Genomic DNA, 16,251 nt, shown 5'->3' on the forward strand with positions numbered 1-16,251 from the left:
TTTGATTTGCACGCAAATATACTATTTCGCTTATAATATCAAACCACAAGTTTACAATATTTTAAAAGTGGTTATTGCTCTGCATTTTCCAACAATTGCATTTCGTACAAGTTTGCATATTCGCCTTGTTGTGAAAGGAGCTCCTCATGTGTGCCTCGCTCCACAATTTCACCTTGATCCATCACTAAGATAAGATCTGCATTTTTAATCGTGGAAATACGATGCGCGATGAAAATACAAGTTTTGCCATCCATAATGCGCGATAGATTATGAAGAATTTCTTCTTCCGTTTTCGTGTCGACAGCAGATAGGCAGTCATCGAAAATTAAAATCTTAGGATCTTTTACTAATGCTCGAGCGATTGACAAACGTTGCTTTTGTCCGCCCGACAGCGTCACTCCGCGCTCACCAATGAATGTTTCGAACCCATCATCAAAACGAATAATGTTATCGTAAACTGCCGCATCGCGCGCCGCTTGCTCCACTTTCTCCTGATCAAGCGTATCCAGTCCGAAAGCAATATTTCTGGCGATGGTATCTGAAAACAAAAATACTTGTTGCGGCACAAATCCAATTTGGCTACGTAAGCTTGCGGTTTGCAAATCACGAATATCCACGCCGTCGTACCGAATGTTTCCATTATCCGTGTCAAACATTCGAAGCAACATATTGGCCAATGTCGTTTTTCCCGATCCAGTTCGTCCGATTAAAGCAACGGTAGTTCCCGGAGCAATATCCAAATTGATATTTTTCAAAGCCGTAATTCCTGTTGATTCGTACGTGTACGAAAGATTTTCTATGCGAATCTGTCCGTTCAACGTTTGATCGGCATAGCCGTTAGGAATGTCCGATTGCGTCTTCAAGAACTCGTTGATACGTTTTTGAGATGCTGCGGCGCGTTGGATCAGCGATGTTACCCAAGCTAACGACATCGCCGGAAAAGTCAATTGGTTGACATAAATGATAAATTCCGCTATATTTCCTGCGGTAATGGTTCCTTTGCTCAATTCTAAACCGCCCACATAAACCGTGATAATCGTACTGAATCCGATCAAGAAAATAATCAATGGAAAGAATACCGCTTGAACGCGAACCAAATCTAACGTGCGGTCTTTGTAGTAGTTACTTTCGTTAACAAATTCATCCATTTTGTGATTTTCGCGGGTATACGTTTTGATCACGCGAATGCCTGAAAAGGTTTCCTGCACGAAGGAGGACAATTTCGACAGTTGCGCCTGAATGCGTGTGCTTCGTCGGTTGATTACTTTATTGACAAAAAGAATAACGGCTGCAAGGATTGGGATTGGAAGTAGGGAATAGGTCGCTAAAGTGGCATTCACGCTGTACATCGCATAAATAATCATAATGGATAATACAATCGTATTAATCGCATACATGATCGCCGGCCCTAAATAATTACGAACCTGATTGACATCTTCTGTCACCCGATTCATCAAATCTCCCGTATTGTTTCTTCTGTAAAATCCAAAATCCAACGCTTGATAATGCTCGTAAATTTCGTTTTTTATATCGTATTCAATTCTTCGGGATGTCAATATTAGCGTCTGACGCATCAAGAAAAGAAATACTCCGCGAAGCAATGCTAAAACAAGGACAACGATACCAAAAAATAATAAACTACTGCCGAATACCTTGTAAATCACCTCTTGTCGATCAAATCCGTCATACAAACGATACAAATCGATGTTCTCCTTAACCAAATCGAACGCTTCACGAATGACGCGTGCCGGAAGGATGCCGAAATAGTTGGAAATGATTACGAAAAGCACGCCGGGAATAACTTGCCAACGATATTTTATGAAGAATTTATTGAGATAGGAAAGCTCTTTCATGTGCCACAAAAGTACGCAAATATCCGCGATATGAACTGCTTAATTTCGTTGCTCAGCTGTCACATTTTTGCCATTTGCATTTGCGATAATAAAATTCTCCACGTGAATTATTATTTCTAATTTTGCGGAGTTAATTCTATTAAACACCCGTTATGAGTCAGCAACAAGGCCATTCTCTATTCGATCTGATGCAAGCATCTGATCATCAAAACTTATTTTTTTGTCAGGATTCTGAAGTCGGCTTAAAGGCCATTGTTGCGATCCACGATACCACGCTTGGTCCTGCGATCGGTGGCGTGCGTATGTTGCCTTACGTATCCATTGATGATGCCATCGAAGATGCGCTTCGTTTGTCGAAAGCCATTACGTACAAAGCATCTTTGGCAGGATTGAATTTGGGCGGTGGAAGCGCGATTATTTTAGGAAATCATCGTACGGAGAAATCTGAAGTGTTGATGCGTCGTTTCGGACGTTTTGTAGAAGGTTTGAATGGAAATTTCATTGCTTCTACGGATGTGGGTACCTCTCAACTGGATTTGGAGCATATTCATGCAGAGACAAATTATGTGGCTGGACTTCCTGCTTCGCTAAAAGGTGCGGGTGATACAACGGTTTTTGCTGCAAAAGGTGTTTTTTATGGGATCAAGGCGGCGATCAAAGAGCTTTACGGCGATGATAATTTAGCCGGACGCAAGATTGCGGTAGAAGGTGTTGGTGCGGTTGGCGAGCATTTGGTTTCGCTATTACGTGGAGAAAATGCACGCGTTTATGTTACTGATATGACGGAGGAGCGCATGATGAAGATTGCTGCAAAATACAAAGCGGAGCCATTAACGTATTCTACCAGTTTCGAACATGATATTGATGTGTATGCACCATGTGCTTTGGGAGGAACGGTAAATCCGGATTCGGTACCGCGTATGCGTTGTAAAGTAATTGCCGGATCGGCAAATAATCAATTGAAAGAAGAAGAGCGCACGATCGGTTTGTTAAAAGAACACAACATCCTTTACACGCCAGATTTCTTAATTAATGCCGGTGCGTTGATTAGCTGCTATTCGGAGTTGGAAGGATATGGAGCGGAGCGCACCGAACATTTGATCCGTCACATTTACACCGCGACACGCCACGTGATTCAAAAAGCAAATGAAGATAATGTCTCAACATACGAAGCTGCGAAACAATTGGCAGAAAAGCGTATCTTTGACCTTCGTAAGTTAAAATAAGTCGGCACGAGCAGACTTATTATTAGTAATACATTTATTATTCGTTCTTATATACAAATTCGTTCTTTTAAAACATGCTAAACAGAAGACATCTTCGCGTAAAGGTTATGCAGGCGCTTTATGCCTATCATTTGACAGAAGATAAAAACATCAAGGATTTCGAGCGCGCACTATTTCGCAGCATCGAAGAAGTGGATCACATGTACATCTGGACACTGAATCTACTGGATGAGGTAGCAGAATATGTGGTTATCGATTCCGAAGAAAGATCAAAAAAATGGATTCCTTCGGATAAGGATAAGTTTTTCTCTTCCACAAAATTAAATAGCAATGCCTTTATCGAAAGTTTACGCCAAAATCGGGAGTACGTCGAGAAAGTAAAGAAGTATAAAGTAGATTGGAGTTTCGATCCGGAAATTGTTCGTTCGGTGTATGCTCAATTGAAAGCTTCTGATGCTTACGAAGCTTATTTGCACGATGAAGACCGTTCGATTGCGAAAGAAAAAGATATCATCAAATACGTTTTCAAAAAGATAATTTTGAAAACACCGGATATTGAACAGTCTCTAGAAGCACGTTTTATAGATTGGTCAGTAGATAAAGAAGTGTTGAAAGCAATGGTCGCTAAAACATTTAAGAATTTCTCTTTCGAAGATCCTAACAAAAACAAATTAGCTGATCTAACACCGAGTTGGGTAGAAGATCAGGATTATGTGTTAGAATTGTTGTCGAAAGTAATTCGTAACCAAAGCGAGTATGGCGTTCTAATTGCTGACAAAACGAAGAACTGGGAATCAGATCGTATTGCATTGATGGACAATTTGTTGATGCAGATGGCGATTGCGGAATTGTTAAATTTCCCAACGATTCCTGTTAAAGTAACGATGAACGAATACATCGAAATCTCAAAAGATTACAGTACGGCAAAAAGTAGTACATTTATAAACGGTATCTTAGACAAGATCTTGGCGGAATTGAAGCAAAAAGGCCGAATCCGTAAAGAAGGTCGAGGACTACAGGATTAATAAAACTAAAAATACGTAATGATGCAGAAATCACTTATTTATTCCGCTGTTTTAAGCTTGTCATTCATAGTGGCATGTAACAATGCTCAAGAGAAATCTAAAGATTCCACTGACGCGGTTACGGAAGAAACTGCTAAGGCAGTGGGAAATGGCCAAATTAGTTTCGACGAGGAAGTGTTTGATTTTGGACAAGTGAAAGATGGTGAATCAGTAGAACATGTTTTCACATTCAAGAATACGGGGTCTGAGCCGGTCATCGTTTCGCGCGTTTCTACGTCATGCGGTTGTACGACGCCGGAATACACAGCTACACCAGTTGCGCCGGATAAAGAAGGACAGATCAAAGTAGTTTTCGATAGTCACGGTCAATCAGGAAAGCAACAGAAAATCATTACGGTAGTTTCGAATGCGAAGAATAATATTCAAACTATTCAGCTTAAGGGTGAAGTAAGCTAAAGGTAAGTAAATAACTATAAATCTAATACATAACAATAATGCTATCAACAATTTTATTGCAGGCACAAGGCGGGTTGGGAATGTTTGTTCCAATGATTTTGATTTTTGTAGTCTTCTATTTCTTCATGATCAGACCGCAAATGAAAAAGCAAAAGGATCATAAAAAATATATTCAAGAGCTTGGCGTGAACGCAAGAATCGTGACTACTGCGGGCATTCATGGTCGTATTGTCGAGGTAAACGATACGTCTTTCTTAGTTGACGTAGGCTCTGGTGTAAAGATTCGTTTCGATAAATCAGCGGTTTCATTGGATGCTTCCAAAGCGTTAAACGAAGTAAAAGAAAAGAAAGAGACGGTTTAGTTTTTAAATCAAACCTTATAAAAGTAAAAAGCCACGACATCAATCGTGGCTTTTCTGCATATCATGACATGGTATTTTGATGCCATAATGCTACATTTGTAAATATGCTAGGAAACAAAATTTCCAAAAATCAAAAGCGAAAGATCACACTGTTTTTACGGTGTTTGATCATTTCCTTTGTTGCTTGGGCGCTGTTCGCTATTTCTAGCATGTACGATTTTCAGCAAGTTGCTCGAATTAGCTATGTCAATTTGCCGGAAGAGAAAGCTTTTCATCCCTTGCAATCTGATTTGGTTCGTGTGCATCTTAAAATGAGTGGATGGGATGTATTGGTGAAACGATTTACGCCGGATACCGCCCGTCTGGAACTGGATTTAAGTGGATTAAAAACCAAGAATTTCATCGCTTTAAGCAGTCAAATCAATTTTATTAATAAGCAGTTTCCGGCGACGAAACAGGCTATTTCTGTTTCGCCAGATACACTCTATTTCGATTTTTCTAAGCAATCGCAAAAGCGCGTTCCGGTGAAGCCGGTTTACGGGCTAACATTTCGTAAGCAATATGGCATTGCGGGTGAAATTCGCACCAATCCATCCTATGTTACAATTACGGGTCCCGCGGAAGATGTAGACGAAATTACGTATATCGAAACGGATAGCGTTAAAGGTAATTTGGTGGATTCCGATGTACGAACGGTGAGCTATCTCAACCGAAACAATATGACGAATATTGCTATTTATCCAACATTTGCCGAAGTGTTAATTCCGGTAGCGGAAATGACAGAAAAAGTAATTGAGCTACCTATTCGTTTACGAAATACCGAATCATATACGTCTGTGCGCACCATTCCAAGTAAAGTGAAAGTAACCTTGCTCGTTTCTTTGCTGGATTATGGGAAATGGACACCACGAGATTTTGAGGCGGTAGCTGATATGCAAGATTGGGCAAAAGGTCGAGCAACAAGTTTGCCCGTGCAACTCACCAAAGTGCCGCCTTATTGCAAAGTGCTCAGTATCGAACCGCAAAATATTGATTTCTTTGTTCGTTTATAATATGGGATTGAAAGTTGGCATTACCGGAGGAATTGGAGCAGGAAAGAGCTTGGTTTGTCGCATTTTTTCGGTTTTAGGCATTCCAATTTATGATGCAGATCGGGAAGCTAAAGTTATTATGTCGGAAGATAGAGAAGTTGGGAATGCTTTGAAAGCAGCATTCGGCGATGCTGTGTTCGATCAATACGGCAAGCTCGACCGCGCCTATCTTTCTGAGGTCGTTTTCTCCGATGAAAAGAAGCTTAAACAGCTTAACAGTATTGTACATCCTGCTGTAATCAAAGCAGGAGACGATTGGGCGTCGGCACAAATGAGCGCTTATTCCCTAAAGGAAGCAGCATTGTTGTTTGAAAGCGGTTCCTATAAAAAGTTGGATTTTACCATTCTTGTAACGGCGCAAGAATCCATTCGTATAAATCGCGTGATGAAACGTGACGGTGTTACCGAAGATCAAGTGCGCGCGCGTATGAGCAAACAATGGTCGGATGATCAAAAGTTGCCATTAGCGGATGCAATTATTATCAATGACGGTGAACAATCACTGATCGAACAAGTGATGGCCATTCATCACCGACTTACTCATTCTAATGAATAACACCATCTTAGCAGATTTCTTAATAAAAAAAGACGACTCGTATTATTGCCGTTATGGCGATTTCTACATCGATCCACTTTACCCGGTAAAAACGGCTGTCGTTTCGCACGCGCATGGCGACCATGCCAGTCCCGGACATCAAACTACGTTTGCCACATCATTTACAATAGCTTTTATGGAACATCGTTTTTCGAAATATCCGAAAGATGGTTATCAAACAAAACGTTTTGGCGAATCGTGGATGATAGGACCAGTAAAGTTAACGTTATTTCCTGCTGGACATATTTTAGGTTCAGCACAAATATTAATGGAATATAATGGTGTTCGCTACCTCTACACCGGCGATTACAAATTGCAGGAAGATGCTACTTGCGAAGCGATTGTGGTCGTTCCAGCCGATGTGTTGATCACTGAAACGACATTTGCGGATCCTGAAGTGCAACATCCGGATGCTGCGGAGGAAATACAAAAGCTGAACGATATAAATAGCAACATCCTGTTAGGCTGTTATACACTTGGTAAATCACAGCGCATTACGCATTTGATCAATACATTTTGTCCGGATCGGGAAGTGCTGTTGCATCATAAAATGGCGATGGCGCATCGGTTGTATGAACAGTACGGCGATGTACCTTTACGCTACAAGTTATATGATCGCAAATCGATGAAAGGGACGAAAGATAAAGTATATTTGGTTCCGCCATTGACTTTCAATAGCTATTTCCGGGCGACAAACGTAGCGAGGGTATTTGCATCAGGTTGGGCTCGATTGCAGCAGCATAATGATCTTTCGCTGTATATTTCCGATCACGTAGATTGGACGGATTTATTGACGTATATTGATCAGGTAAGACCAATAGAAATCTGGACGATTCATGGTGATGGAACTCAATTGAGGACTCATTTTGAAGGTAATATCTTGGTGAGAGATATTCATCAAGCGAATTCCTCATTGTTGATCGACTAATTCCGACCTGTACTAATCCAGAAGACCTTTTTCAAAAAGCATCCAAGTAGGTGAGTTGGACCGAATTTTATGCACGGCCGCAACGATCGCTTCAATCGTTTGTTCGATTTCTCCATCCGTGGTGTATTTGCTTAAAGAGATGCGGATGGTACATTTTGCATCATCGGGAGATAGACCCATTGCTAGCAAAACGTGCGACGGATCGCGGGTGCCGGTAGCGCATGCAGACCCCGATGAAATCGCAATATCCGGAATCTGACTCATCAATTCCGAACTAAGAACGTGTTTAATGGTAATGCTACTGGTGTTACAAAGTCGATCGTGCTGTTCTCCGTTTATAGCAACATGCTTCAACTTTTCGGCCAATTCTTGCTCTAGATAATCACGTTTATTCGCTATGCTCCGCCAATCCGTTTCAGCGGAATGTGCAATTGCTTCACCCATCCCAACAATGTTATGTACAGAATAAGTTCCGCCACGAAAGCCCTTTTCTTGTTGTCCTCCGGCTATCATAGTCTCCAGCTGTATGGGTTGTCGTTTTCGGCGAATATAGAGCGCGCCTATTCCTTTGGGGCCATGGAATTTATGCGCGCTCACGCAAAGTAAATCTATAGGTATATTTTGTAGATTTACAGTGTCGGTTTTTCCAATATATTGCGTTGCATCACACAAGAATAGGACATTTCGTTCTTGACAGATATTAGCTACGTCAGCGATCGGATTGATCACGCCCGTTTCGTTGTTTGCCGCCATCAGACATACCAAAATGGTTTTTTCAGCAATTGAGGATTTTAAATCTTCCAAGTTTATCAATCCATCTCGGCCGACGGGCAAGTAGGTGATCTCAAATCCTCTTTTTTGTAGTTGGGCGCAGGTCTGTAACACGGCGGGGTGCTCGGTTTGGCTGGTGATAATATGATTTCCTAAACTAGTATATCTTTCAGCCACACCTTTCAATGCCCAATTAATGGCTTCCGTTGCGCCGCTGGTAAAAAATATTTCCGAAGGATCGCTGGCTGATAAGGATTGCGCAATTTGTATACGCGCTTTCTGAATGGCCTCATTTGCTTTTCGGCCCATTCGGTGTTGCGTGCTGGATGCGTTGCCGTATTCGTCTTTTAGAAATGGAAGCATCGCCTGTAAAACGGCATCGTCCAACCGAGTGGTCGCATTGTTATCTAGATAAACCATGCGTAAAAATAAGGTTTATCCACGGTTGGTGGAGGATGAACGACTTATTATTAATCTTTTGATTGAATCAATACGTAATAGCGAAATGCCACGACAGCCTGTTGCCACTTGGTTAGTTTTGTGGGATCTAATTTGCTGTAGCGTGGAAGTATGCTTTTATTGATCTTATTAATAAAACGGAAAAATGCCTTTTTCATACGCTTTTTGATTTATTAGCATAACAAGGGCATAAACAAAAAGTTTTAGGCTTCCGCTACCACAATCGCCTCTTGGGATTGACGAAGTAGCTTGTAATAAAACGCAATCAGCGCACCGATACTAGCCATACCGATACCAACGAGCAGGGGAGAATTGTAAGCTAAACCGTAGGTTAACGGAATTCCACCCAAGTATGCACCCAACGTATTACCTAAGTTGAATGCTGCCTGACCGCCAGCTGCAGCTAAGGTTTCAGCACCGCGTGCCGAATTGATCAAACTAATCTGAACTGGTGAGCCGATTGTAAATGAAATCATTCCCGTTAGGAACGCTAAAATGTATGCCAATCCGTCGATATGAATGGTAAAATATACCAGGAACAAGCAAGTAGCCATGGCAGAAAAACAAACAATGGAAGCCTTAACGGAACCAATGCTATCCGATAATTTTCCGCCGATGAAATTGCCCACAACCATTCCCAGCCCGACTAATGCCATAATGTAGCTGACATTCTCTTCTGGCAATTTCGCAACTTTCGTCATTAATGGAGAGATGTAAGACATCCAAGCAAACAATCCGCCCGTACCGATGGAAATCATGGCAATCAAAATCCAAGCTTCTTTTTTCGTAAAGTAGGAAAGCTGTTTAAAAATGTTTTGTGCTTGATAGTTAGCGATTTTTGGTAGCCAAAAGAAGATGCTCGCAATAGTTGCTAATCCGCACACACTGATAATTCCATACGTCCAACGCCAAGAATAATGGTGACCTAAATAGGTTCCCATCGGCACACCGAACAAATTGGCCAGCGTCATTCCGGTAAACATGATGGATATAGCCTGCGCTTCTTTTCCTTTGGTAGCTAATTGCGTCGCAACTACCGAACCGACTCCAAAGAAGGCGCCATGAGGCAATCCAGATAGGAAACGTGTAAGCATTAATGTATCATAGTCTGGCATCACTGCAAATAGTCCATTAAAAATTACGAACAATAGCATAAGAAACAGTAGTACTTGCTTCGGTTGGTATTTACTGGTAAAAAGTACCAACGTAGGGGCACCGACCACAACACCGAGCGCGTAAATTGCTATCAGGTGGGCGGCAGTTGGGATTTCAATTTGTTGATCCTTCGCTATATCTTGTAGAATTCCCATCATCGTAAATTCGGTCATGCCGATGGCAAAAGAACCAAACGCGAGGGATATCAAACTTTTTTTCAACATGGTAGTGGTGTGCTATATTTCTTCTTGTCGGTTGCGCGGTAGAATCACGGCATCCTGAATTCGGAAGCAAATGTAGTGGTATTTGCCGCTTATTCCAATTTGATTTTAATGAAATCCCAAATCCGCTAAACCTTTTAATAATAGGTTTACACAAGTCGTCATTTCCTCTTCATTCATCCGCCCAAACCCGATTCGCATTCCCGAAATATCATGACGTTGATACAGCAAATGTCGCGGAATATGTAAGCCATGTTTTTCGCATGCTTCCGCAAGTTTGGATAGGTTAATTTCTGGTGTCCACGTTGTCCAAATAGCTAAACCACCCGGTGGAGAAGTAAATCGGATATATTTGTTCAGCTTTTCGCTAAATAATCGGGTAATGTGCTCTCGGCGTTGTTCATAGATCTTCAGAGATTTTTTTGCATACCGTTGGATTTCGCCGTCTGCAATCATTTCACCCAATGCAAGTTCCATCGTCAAATCACCTTGCCGATCGATAATACCCAGGTATTTCCGCATCTCCAGCATAAGATCCTTTGGCGCGACGATAAATCCTGTTCGAAAGCCGGGTGCCAACGTTTTTCCAAATGTGCCTATATAAATGACCATACCATCGCCGTCGGCGCTGGCGATAGGGAGAGTGGGTTTACGATCGTAACGGAATTCGTAATCATAATCATCTTCCACAATAGCAAAGCCGAATTGTTTAGCTAACTGTAAAAGTTCGAAACGTCGTTGCGCACTCCATGTAACTGTTGTCGGATAATGGTGGTGTGGCGTAACATAGATCATGCGGATTCGGTGCTTTTCACAAAGGTTGCGAATGGCATCGGTGTCCAATCCATTATCATCTACGGAGACGGTCATGATTCTTGCACCCGATGCTTGCAAAACCATGTTTACCGCAAAATAGCTTAACGATCCAACAAGAATAATATCACCTTCTGAAAGCATCACTTTTGAAATGATATATAAACTCATTTCGGTACTTCGTGTCACTAAAACATTTTCGGGAGAAATCTGTAATCCGCGCGTTAAGTGTAGGTATTGGCTGAGTTGTTCTTTAAAATATTCACTTCCTTCGCTGTTGTAGCGTTCCATTTTCTTCTGATTGCTTTTCCGCTTAAGATTTGCCGAGTAGAAACGAGACAATTGTTTAATCTGCGTTAAGCGTAAATCCGGGATACCATCATCCAACGAGTATGCGCTTGTGCTGATTGACCAAGGATTGTCAAGAATATTAGATTGTTTAAAATTAAAACCTGCGTGAGGAGCATAAACAGCGGAGCTTCGTGAACTCGTATTCGAAGAAATCTTCGAATACGTTGCCGTATGCGGAGCGACAACGAAAGAGCCGCGATTCGGAAAAGTTTCTATCCAGCCTTGTGCTTCCAATTCTTGATAAGCGGCAACCACCGTTTGGCGGTGTACACCGAGTTCGGCGGATAACTGTCGAGAGCCGAGTAGCTTAGTACCATTAGGTATTCGCCCGCCTTGTATAGCATTTGCTAGACAATCGGCGATTTGCAAATATAGCTGTTTATCGCTGGAACGATCGAAATCAATATAGCTCGATAACGTGATTGAAGCCGGACTGCTCATTATTTTAAAAGTGGCATAGTTTGCTGGTCCGGCAATATACTACATTTGCCGAAATAAAAAATACAGCGCAAGAATTCAATAATGGCAAATCGAAAAAATAAACAGCATATAGCATTTTTACTTATTACCGTGTTCGGCTTCTTTCCATTAAAGCAAGTTGTAGCACAATCGAGTACAGGCGACACCACAAAGATTAATGAAGTGGTAATTCAGGAAAATAGGCTGCAAATTCCATTTGATAAAAACAGTCGAAATATCGAAATACTAACACAAGAGGAGATTCGTCGGATGCCTGTTCGCACGCTTAACGAAGTTTTGACGCATTTGAACGGAGTAGATTTGCGACAGCGCGGGCCGTTTGGCGCGCAGGCGGATATTGGAATCGACGGCGGTAGTTTTGAGCAGACATTGGTTTTGGTAAATGGAATGAAAATGAACGATCCGCAAACCGGACATCACAGTTTAAATCTTCCTATTCCTTTGGAAGCCATTGAGCGAATCGAAGTCGTTCGCGGTCCTACTTCGCGTATTTACGGAATTAATGGATTGACTGGATCGATTAATATTGTAACGCGGTCGGCGACGAAAAGTGAAATTTTTGCACAAAGCTATTTAGGCTCTTCGCTAAAATCTGTCGAAGAGGAACCTGGCCGTTCTGGGATTTATTATGGAATGGGGCATCAGCTTGGAGGACAATTTGTTCGCGAAAAGCATCAACACCAGCTTTATTTGACCAAAGAAACTAGCAATGGTCAGCGTTACAATACCGCTACGGACGCATTCAAAGCATTCTACGAAAGCAAAATGCAGTTGAGCGAGCAAGATGAAATACAAACTATGGTTGGCTACATTGCTAACGAGTTTGGCGCTAACGGTTTTTATGCTGCGCCGGGCGACGTGGAATCCGAAGAGAAAGTACGCACATTTATCGCGGCGCTAAGTTCCGCACACGACCTAAATGCACGTTGGCGAATTAATCCGCGGATCAGTTATCGCAATAACAACGATGATTATCGGTATTTCAGAAACGATTGGTCGCGCGCGCGCAGCTTGCATGAAAGCAATGTTTTGTCGGCGGAATTTAACACGCGTTATCGCACGGATATTGGGGACATCGGTGTCGGAGCGGAAGCGCGATGGGAACGTATCGAAAGTTCGAACTTAGGTAACCATAATCGACAAAATCAAGGCTACTACGCTGAATTCCGCACGGAACGCATAAAGGATGTTATTTTGAATGTCGGAACATATATTAATCACAATACGCAATATGGTTGGCAACCTTTTCCGGGTTTGGATGTGGCGTATAATTTTCATCCACGCTGGCGCATTGCAGCGAATGTTGGATCGAGCCAGCGTATTCCCACGTTTAATGATCTTTATTTAGATCAGCGACCGGGAAACATTGGGAATCCGTTATTAGAGTCCGAGAATGCTTGGCAGGCGGAAGGGGTTTTACGTTATCAATACGGCAACTTTACGGCGCAAGCTGGATATTTCTATCGGAATGTTTCACAATTTATCGATTGGCGAAGAAGTAGTATCGATGTGCCTTATCAACCGATTAATATAGATCATAACAGAATGCGTGGATTACATTTTAGAACGGATTATACGCACAAAATTAGTAATGATGCGCAGCTTCGATTCCGATTGGGATATAATTATTTAAATCCGGAAATTATGTCGAATTCCGATGGCCTAATTTCCAAATATGTTATCGAGAACTTGAAGCATCAGGTGAATAATGCCGTTCATTTTTCGGTTAAGGATTGGACTTTCTCGTCGACCAATCGTTTCATCGAACGAGCATCCAAAACGTCCTACGTGGTTTCCGATCTTCGGGCAGCATACCAATGGAATGCTTTTACCATTTTTGCCGATATGCAAAATTTATGGAACGTCACATACGTTGAAGCAGGAGCGGTGCCCATGCCGGGAAGATGGCAAACAGTTGGCATTCGTTACACAACGAGATAAATTAATGCCATTCCTCTCTACCAAAAATTTTGTTGGTTGGGGTAGGTAAGGTATCCTGTATTGTATAAGTTGATGTCGGATCAATATTGCGTAGCGATGGTTGTCCGGCATCAACCCATGCAGAAAACCAAAATGATCCCACCATGTGGATGGATGATCGAAGTCGACGTTGCACCATATCATTCAGTGCATCGTGATATGCGTGCGCATAATGATCGGAAAATTGCAAGCTCATTACCTTATTTCGGCTTAGATATGCCTTTTGCAAATGTGCCGGAATCGATTTGGAAAGATTTTTTTCCACCGATAGTACTGAATCGACCAATCCATGGCTTTCTTTTACAATTTCCCATGCGGTGCTCAGCGGATCTTCGATGTATTTCGCTCGCCCAACCAACAGGTCATATTTGCTGGAAAACATTTCCGGTAGTCGGGTTTCCCAAAACGCGTGTATGCCAATTTGTTTGGAATATTGTCCGTTATAATTTCTCGTGGTATGCAACGGTACGTGTGCATCAGCAACGTAATGTCCTAAATCCGCAGCATGCCGAATGATGGCATTGATTTCTTTTTTCTCGAATGCCGAAACGAGCTTTCTGTATGTTTTCTCGATCTGCCAAGGAATAATTCCTCGGGCGATAATCGTTCTTTCTTGATATTTTTCTTTTGCTTTTGACCAATGAACGGGAATAGAATCCGGGGCATCATCATAACGGTCTAAGTCGATATAATGTCGTACTGACTCTGCTGTATCGGCATAGCAACGTTTATCGGCATCAATTGCCTTCGCGGTAATGGTGGCAATATGAACCTTGAAAAATCCGGCTAACTCGCTAGGCAATGTGAAAACTGCCGATTGATTAATTAGCTTGTGCACGAAGAATCCCCAAGAGCTGAAAAAGCAAAGCGCGAGGATACCTAAACAGAATCGGAATATTCGCATAACAAACGAAGGTTTGTTATAAAGATACAAATATTTCTTTTAAAGAAATATTTGTAATTAAATAATGTTGATATTACCATCTTCGAAGATGATACGCTGCATTCCAAAACTCAAATTCTAAGCGCGTTGATGCTTCAAAAGCTCGCCACATTTGTTCGCGAATGGCTGGAGTAGATTGAGACGCGGCACGATCGGCATATTCAATCGCTCGCTTTACGCCATCTGCGAAATCATCGCCGCTGTAGGTTTCTATCCAAGCCTTATATTGATTATTGTCCAAGGAGCAGTTTGCATAAATGTAATCTCCAACTTCCTTGTAAATCCAAAAGCAAGGAAGCACGGCTGCAATAGCTACTTCGATGGGGCAAAAGGCCGCGGTGCTTTGCAAGAAATGCACATAATGATGGCAGGCCGGTTGTATATCGCCGTCTGCCGATGCGTGATTTACGCCAAAATCCTTGAAGTACGTTTCATGTAAAGCTTTTTCGACCACCAGTGCATTGGTTCCGAACTCAAAGAAATGGAGCGCTTGCTGATTATCATTGCTTTTGCTTCCGATGAATGAGAGAACACGACCAAAATATTCTAGATAGCGCGCATCTTGTTGCATATAAAACTGGAAATTGGGAAGTGGGAGCGTGCCATCTTTCAATTCCTGGATAAATGGCATTTGAAGAATTTCTTCGTAAATGGGCGTAATGTTTTCCCAAGCTTTATGACTCCATTGCATAGCTGATTAGTTTTTGTGGTTCGAAAAAATGATTTAATGGTCCATTTCCTTGTCCGATTTTCAGGTCTTTCGCCTCTGCAATTGCCTTATATATATAATGTATTGCTTGCTCGACGGATTGTTCCAAATGATGTCCGATCGCTAAGTAAGTCGCAATAGCGGATGATAAGGAACAGCCGGAACCGTGCGTGTTTTCGGTGTCGATTCTTGGTGTTTGATATCGCTCGATATGGTTATTCGGTTGTATAAGCAGGTTGGTTAATATAGATTCCTGCAAATGACCGCCTTTAGCCAAAACGCTTTTGCATTTCAAACTTAGCAGTGTTTTTCCGGCGGATTCCATGTCCGCAACATGCGTGATTTCCTTCCCAACCAATACACCGAGTTCATCCATGTTTGGGGTGATAACGGTTGCTAAAGGAAAGAGGAGTTCCTTGCAAGCTGCTACCGTGTTATCCTGAATGAGTTGATGTCCGCTGGTCGAAACCATTACTGGATCGAAGACAATTGGGCCGTGATAATCGCGAAGATGTTGATGAATACATTCGACTAATTCTACAGAATGCACCATGCCGATCTTGATTGCATCGGGATAAATGTCGTCGAAAATTGCTTTGATTTGATCCGCAACCGCAGATGTGGGAATGTCGTAAATGGTGCGAACACCTTGTGTGTTTTGCACTGGCAACGCGGTTAAAACATTGGTGGCGTATCCGCCAAGTGCCGATATGGTTTTGGTGTCAGCTTGAATGCCAGCGCCTCCGCTACCGTCGAATCCGGCAATACTTAAAACAGTTGGAACGCGAAACTTATCCATGAGATTATCCGTTTAAAAAATTACTTGATGAGAA

At 42.1% G+C, this 16,251-nt stretch carries 16 protein-coding genes; 8 read left to right on the plus strand and 8 right to left on the minus strand.

Going from position 1 to position 16,251, the window contains the following annotated elements; all coding sequences use genetic code 11:
• Positions 1-71 precede the first annotated feature (71 nt).
• Positions 72-1,853, minus strand: coding sequence for an ABC transporter ATP-binding protein (locus ACFSQ3_RS08220; RefSeq protein WP_380869057.1), 1,782 nt, complete (start codon positions 1,851-1,853; stop codon positions 72-74).
• A gap of 152 nt (positions 1,854-2,005) precedes the next feature.
• Between ACFSQ3_RS08220 and ACFSQ3_RS08225 the strand changes: the two genes are divergently transcribed.
• The 7 genes from ACFSQ3_RS08225 to ACFSQ3_RS08255 all read left to right on the plus strand — a co-directional run bounded on the left by ACFSQ3_RS08225 (position 2,006) and on the right by ACFSQ3_RS08255 (position 7,536).
• The gene (locus ACFSQ3_RS08225; protein ID WP_380869058.1) at positions 2,006-3,079 is read left to right on the plus strand and encodes a Glu/Leu/Phe/Val family dehydrogenase; all 1,074 of its coding nucleotides are present in this window, start codon (positions 2,006-2,008) and stop codon (positions 3,077-3,079) included.
• Between the two features lie 74 nt (positions 3,080-3,153).
• Positions 3,154-4,104 (plus strand): transcription antitermination factor NusB, encoded by a 951-nt coding sequence (gene nusB, locus ACFSQ3_RS08230; protein ID WP_380869059.1) that lies wholly within the window; start codon positions 3,154-3,156, stop codon positions 4,102-4,104.
• A gap of 18 nt (positions 4,105-4,122) precedes the next feature.
• Entirely contained in the window at positions 4,123-4,560 is a 438-nt protein-coding gene (locus tag ACFSQ3_RS08235) for a DUF1573 domain-containing protein (RefSeq protein WP_380869060.1), read from the plus strand.
• Positions 4,561-4,598: 38 nt separating this feature from the next.
• Positions 4,599-4,922 carry a preprotein translocase subunit YajC gene (yajC, locus tag ACFSQ3_RS08240; protein ID WP_380869061.1) on the plus strand — a complete coding sequence of 108 codons (324 nt, stop codon included), beginning with the start codon at positions 4,599-4,601 and terminating at the stop codon, positions 4,920-4,922.
• A gap of 104 nt (positions 4,923-5,026) precedes the next feature.
• Positions 5,027-5,974 carry a hypothetical protein gene (locus ACFSQ3_RS08245; protein ID WP_380869062.1) on the plus strand — a complete coding sequence of 316 codons (948 nt, stop codon included), beginning with the start codon at positions 5,027-5,029 and terminating at the stop codon, positions 5,972-5,974.
• A gap of 1 nt (position 5,975) precedes the next feature.
• Positions 5,976-6,569 (plus strand): dephospho-CoA kinase, encoded by a 594-nt coding sequence (gene coaE / locus ACFSQ3_RS08250; protein ID WP_380869063.1) that lies wholly within the window; start codon positions 5,976-5,978, stop codon positions 6,567-6,569.
• The gene (locus ACFSQ3_RS08255) at positions 6,562-7,536 is read left to right on the plus strand and encodes an exonuclease (RefSeq protein WP_380869064.1); all 975 of its coding nucleotides are present in this window, start codon (positions 6,562-6,564) and stop codon (positions 7,534-7,536) included. The genes coaE and ACFSQ3_RS08255 overlap by 8 nt, the downstream gene beginning before the upstream one ends.
• A gap of 12 nt (positions 7,537-7,548) precedes the next feature.
• Here the strand turns inward: ACFSQ3_RS08255 and ACFSQ3_RS08260 are convergent, their stop codons facing one another.
• From ACFSQ3_RS08260 to ACFSQ3_RS08275, 4 genes are all read right to left on the minus strand, one after another.
• Positions 7,549-8,727, minus strand: coding sequence for a cysteine desulfurase family protein (locus ACFSQ3_RS08260; protein ID WP_380869065.1), 1,179 nt, complete (start codon positions 8,725-8,727; stop codon positions 7,549-7,551).
• Positions 8,728-8,777: 50 nt separating this feature from the next.
• The gene (locus tag ACFSQ3_RS08265; protein ID WP_380869066.1) at positions 8,778-8,924 is read right to left on the minus strand and encodes a hypothetical protein; all 147 of its coding nucleotides are present in this window, start codon (positions 8,922-8,924) and stop codon (positions 8,778-8,780) included.
• A 45-nt stretch (positions 8,925-8,969) separates the two neighbouring features.
• Complete coding sequence (locus ACFSQ3_RS08270; RefSeq protein ID WP_380869067.1) at positions 8,970-10,145, minus strand: MFS transporter; 1,176 nt, start codon at positions 10,143-10,145, stop codon at positions 8,970-8,972.
• A gap of 105 nt (positions 10,146-10,250) precedes the next feature.
• On the minus strand, positions 10,251-11,747 hold the full coding sequence (locus tag ACFSQ3_RS08275; RefSeq protein ID WP_380869068.1) for an aminotransferase-like domain-containing protein: 1,497 nt from the start codon (positions 11,745-11,747) through the stop codon (positions 10,251-10,253).
• Between the two features lie 81 nt (positions 11,748-11,828).
• On the opposite strand from ACFSQ3_RS08275, the gene ACFSQ3_RS08280 reads away from it, so the two are divergent.
• Complete coding sequence (locus tag ACFSQ3_RS08280) at positions 11,829-13,727, plus strand: TonB-dependent receptor plug domain-containing protein (protein ID WP_380869069.1); 1,899 nt, start codon at positions 11,829-11,831, stop codon at positions 13,725-13,727.
• Position 13,728: 1 nt separating this feature from the next.
• Here ACFSQ3_RS08280 and ACFSQ3_RS08285 read toward each other — a convergent pair whose 3' ends face one another.
• The 3 genes from ACFSQ3_RS08285 to thiD form a co-directional block, all read right to left on the minus strand.
• On the minus strand, positions 13,729-14,670 hold the full coding sequence (locus ACFSQ3_RS08285; protein ID WP_380869070.1) for a zinc dependent phospholipase C family protein: 942 nt from the start codon (positions 14,668-14,670) through the stop codon (positions 13,729-13,731).
• A 73-nt stretch (positions 14,671-14,743) separates the two neighbouring features.
• Positions 14,744-15,400: a thiaminase II gene (gene tenA, locus ACFSQ3_RS08290; protein ID WP_380869071.1), complete on the minus strand. Its 657-nt coding sequence runs from the start codon at positions 15,398-15,400 to the stop codon at positions 14,744-14,746.
• Positions 15,384-16,217: a bifunctional hydroxymethylpyrimidine kinase/phosphomethylpyrimidine kinase gene (gene thiD, locus ACFSQ3_RS08295; RefSeq protein ID WP_380869072.1), complete on the minus strand. Its 834-nt coding sequence runs from the start codon at positions 16,215-16,217 to the stop codon at positions 15,384-15,386. Before thiD ends, tenA begins: the two co-directional genes overlap by 17 nt.
• Positions 16,218-16,251 lie beyond the last annotated feature (34 nt).

The organism is Sphingobacterium corticis (assembly GCF_042684745.1).
GTDB lineage: Bacteria > Bacteroidota > Bacteroidia > Sphingobacteriales > Sphingobacteriaceae > Sphingobacterium > Sphingobacterium corticis.

Excerpts from the sequence above, each read along its gene's own strand:
- ACFSQ3_RS08275 (WP_380869068.1), bottom strand. The coding sequence starts at position 11,747 with ATGAGCAGTCCGGCTTCAATCACGTTATCGAGCTATATTGATTTCGAT.
- yajC (WP_380869061.1), top strand. The coding sequence starts at position 4,599 with ATGCTATCAACAATTTTATTGCAGGCACAAGGCGGGTTGGGAATGTTT.
- ACFSQ3_RS08285 (WP_380869070.1), bottom strand. The coding sequence starts at position 14,670 with ATGCGAATATTCCGATTCTGTTTAGGTATCCTCGCGCTTTGCTTTTTC.
- ACFSQ3_RS08280 (WP_380869069.1), top strand. The coding sequence starts at position 11,829 with ATGGCAAATCGAAAAAATAAACAGCATATAGCATTTTTACTTATTACC.
- ACFSQ3_RS08265 (WP_380869066.1), bottom strand. The coding sequence starts at position 8,924 with ATGAAAAAGGCATTTTTCCGTTTTATTAATAAGATCAATAAAAGCATA.
- ACFSQ3_RS08235 (WP_380869060.1), top strand. The coding sequence starts at position 4,123 with ATGATGCAGAAATCACTTATTTATTCCGCTGTTTTAAGCTTGTCATTC.
- ACFSQ3_RS08270 (WP_380869067.1), bottom strand. The coding sequence starts at position 10,145 with ATGTTGAAAAAAAGTTTGATATCCCTCGCGTTTGGTTCTTTTGCCATC.
- ACFSQ3_RS08260 (WP_380869065.1), bottom strand. The coding sequence starts at position 8,727 with ATGGTTTATCTAGATAACAATGCGACCACTCGGTTGGACGATGCCGTT.
- coaE (WP_380869063.1), top strand. The coding sequence starts at position 5,976 with ATGGGATTGAAAGTTGGCATTACCGGAGGAATTGGAGCAGGAAAGAGC.
- nusB (WP_380869059.1), top strand. The coding sequence starts at position 3,154 with ATGCTAAACAGAAGACATCTTCGCGTAAAGGTTATGCAGGCGCTTTAT.
- ACFSQ3_RS08255 (WP_380869064.1), top strand. The coding sequence starts at position 6,562 with ATGAATAACACCATCTTAGCAGATTTCTTAATAAAAAAAGACGACTCG.
- ACFSQ3_RS08225 (WP_380869058.1), top strand. The coding sequence starts at position 2,006 with ATGAGTCAGCAACAAGGCCATTCTCTATTCGATCTGATGCAAGCATCT.
- thiD (WP_380869072.1), bottom strand. The coding sequence starts at position 16,217 with ATGGATAAGTTTCGCGTTCCAACTGTTTTAAGTATTGCCGGATTCGAC.
- tenA (WP_380869071.1), bottom strand. The coding sequence starts at position 15,400 with ATGCAATGGAGTCATAAAGCTTGGGAAAACATTACGCCCATTTACGAA.
- ACFSQ3_RS08245 (WP_380869062.1), top strand. The coding sequence starts at position 5,027 with ATGCTAGGAAACAAAATTTCCAAAAATCAAAAGCGAAAGATCACACTG.
- ACFSQ3_RS08220 (WP_380869057.1), bottom strand. The coding sequence starts at position 1,853 with ATGAAAGAGCTTTCCTATCTCAATAAATTCTTCATAAAATATCGTTGG.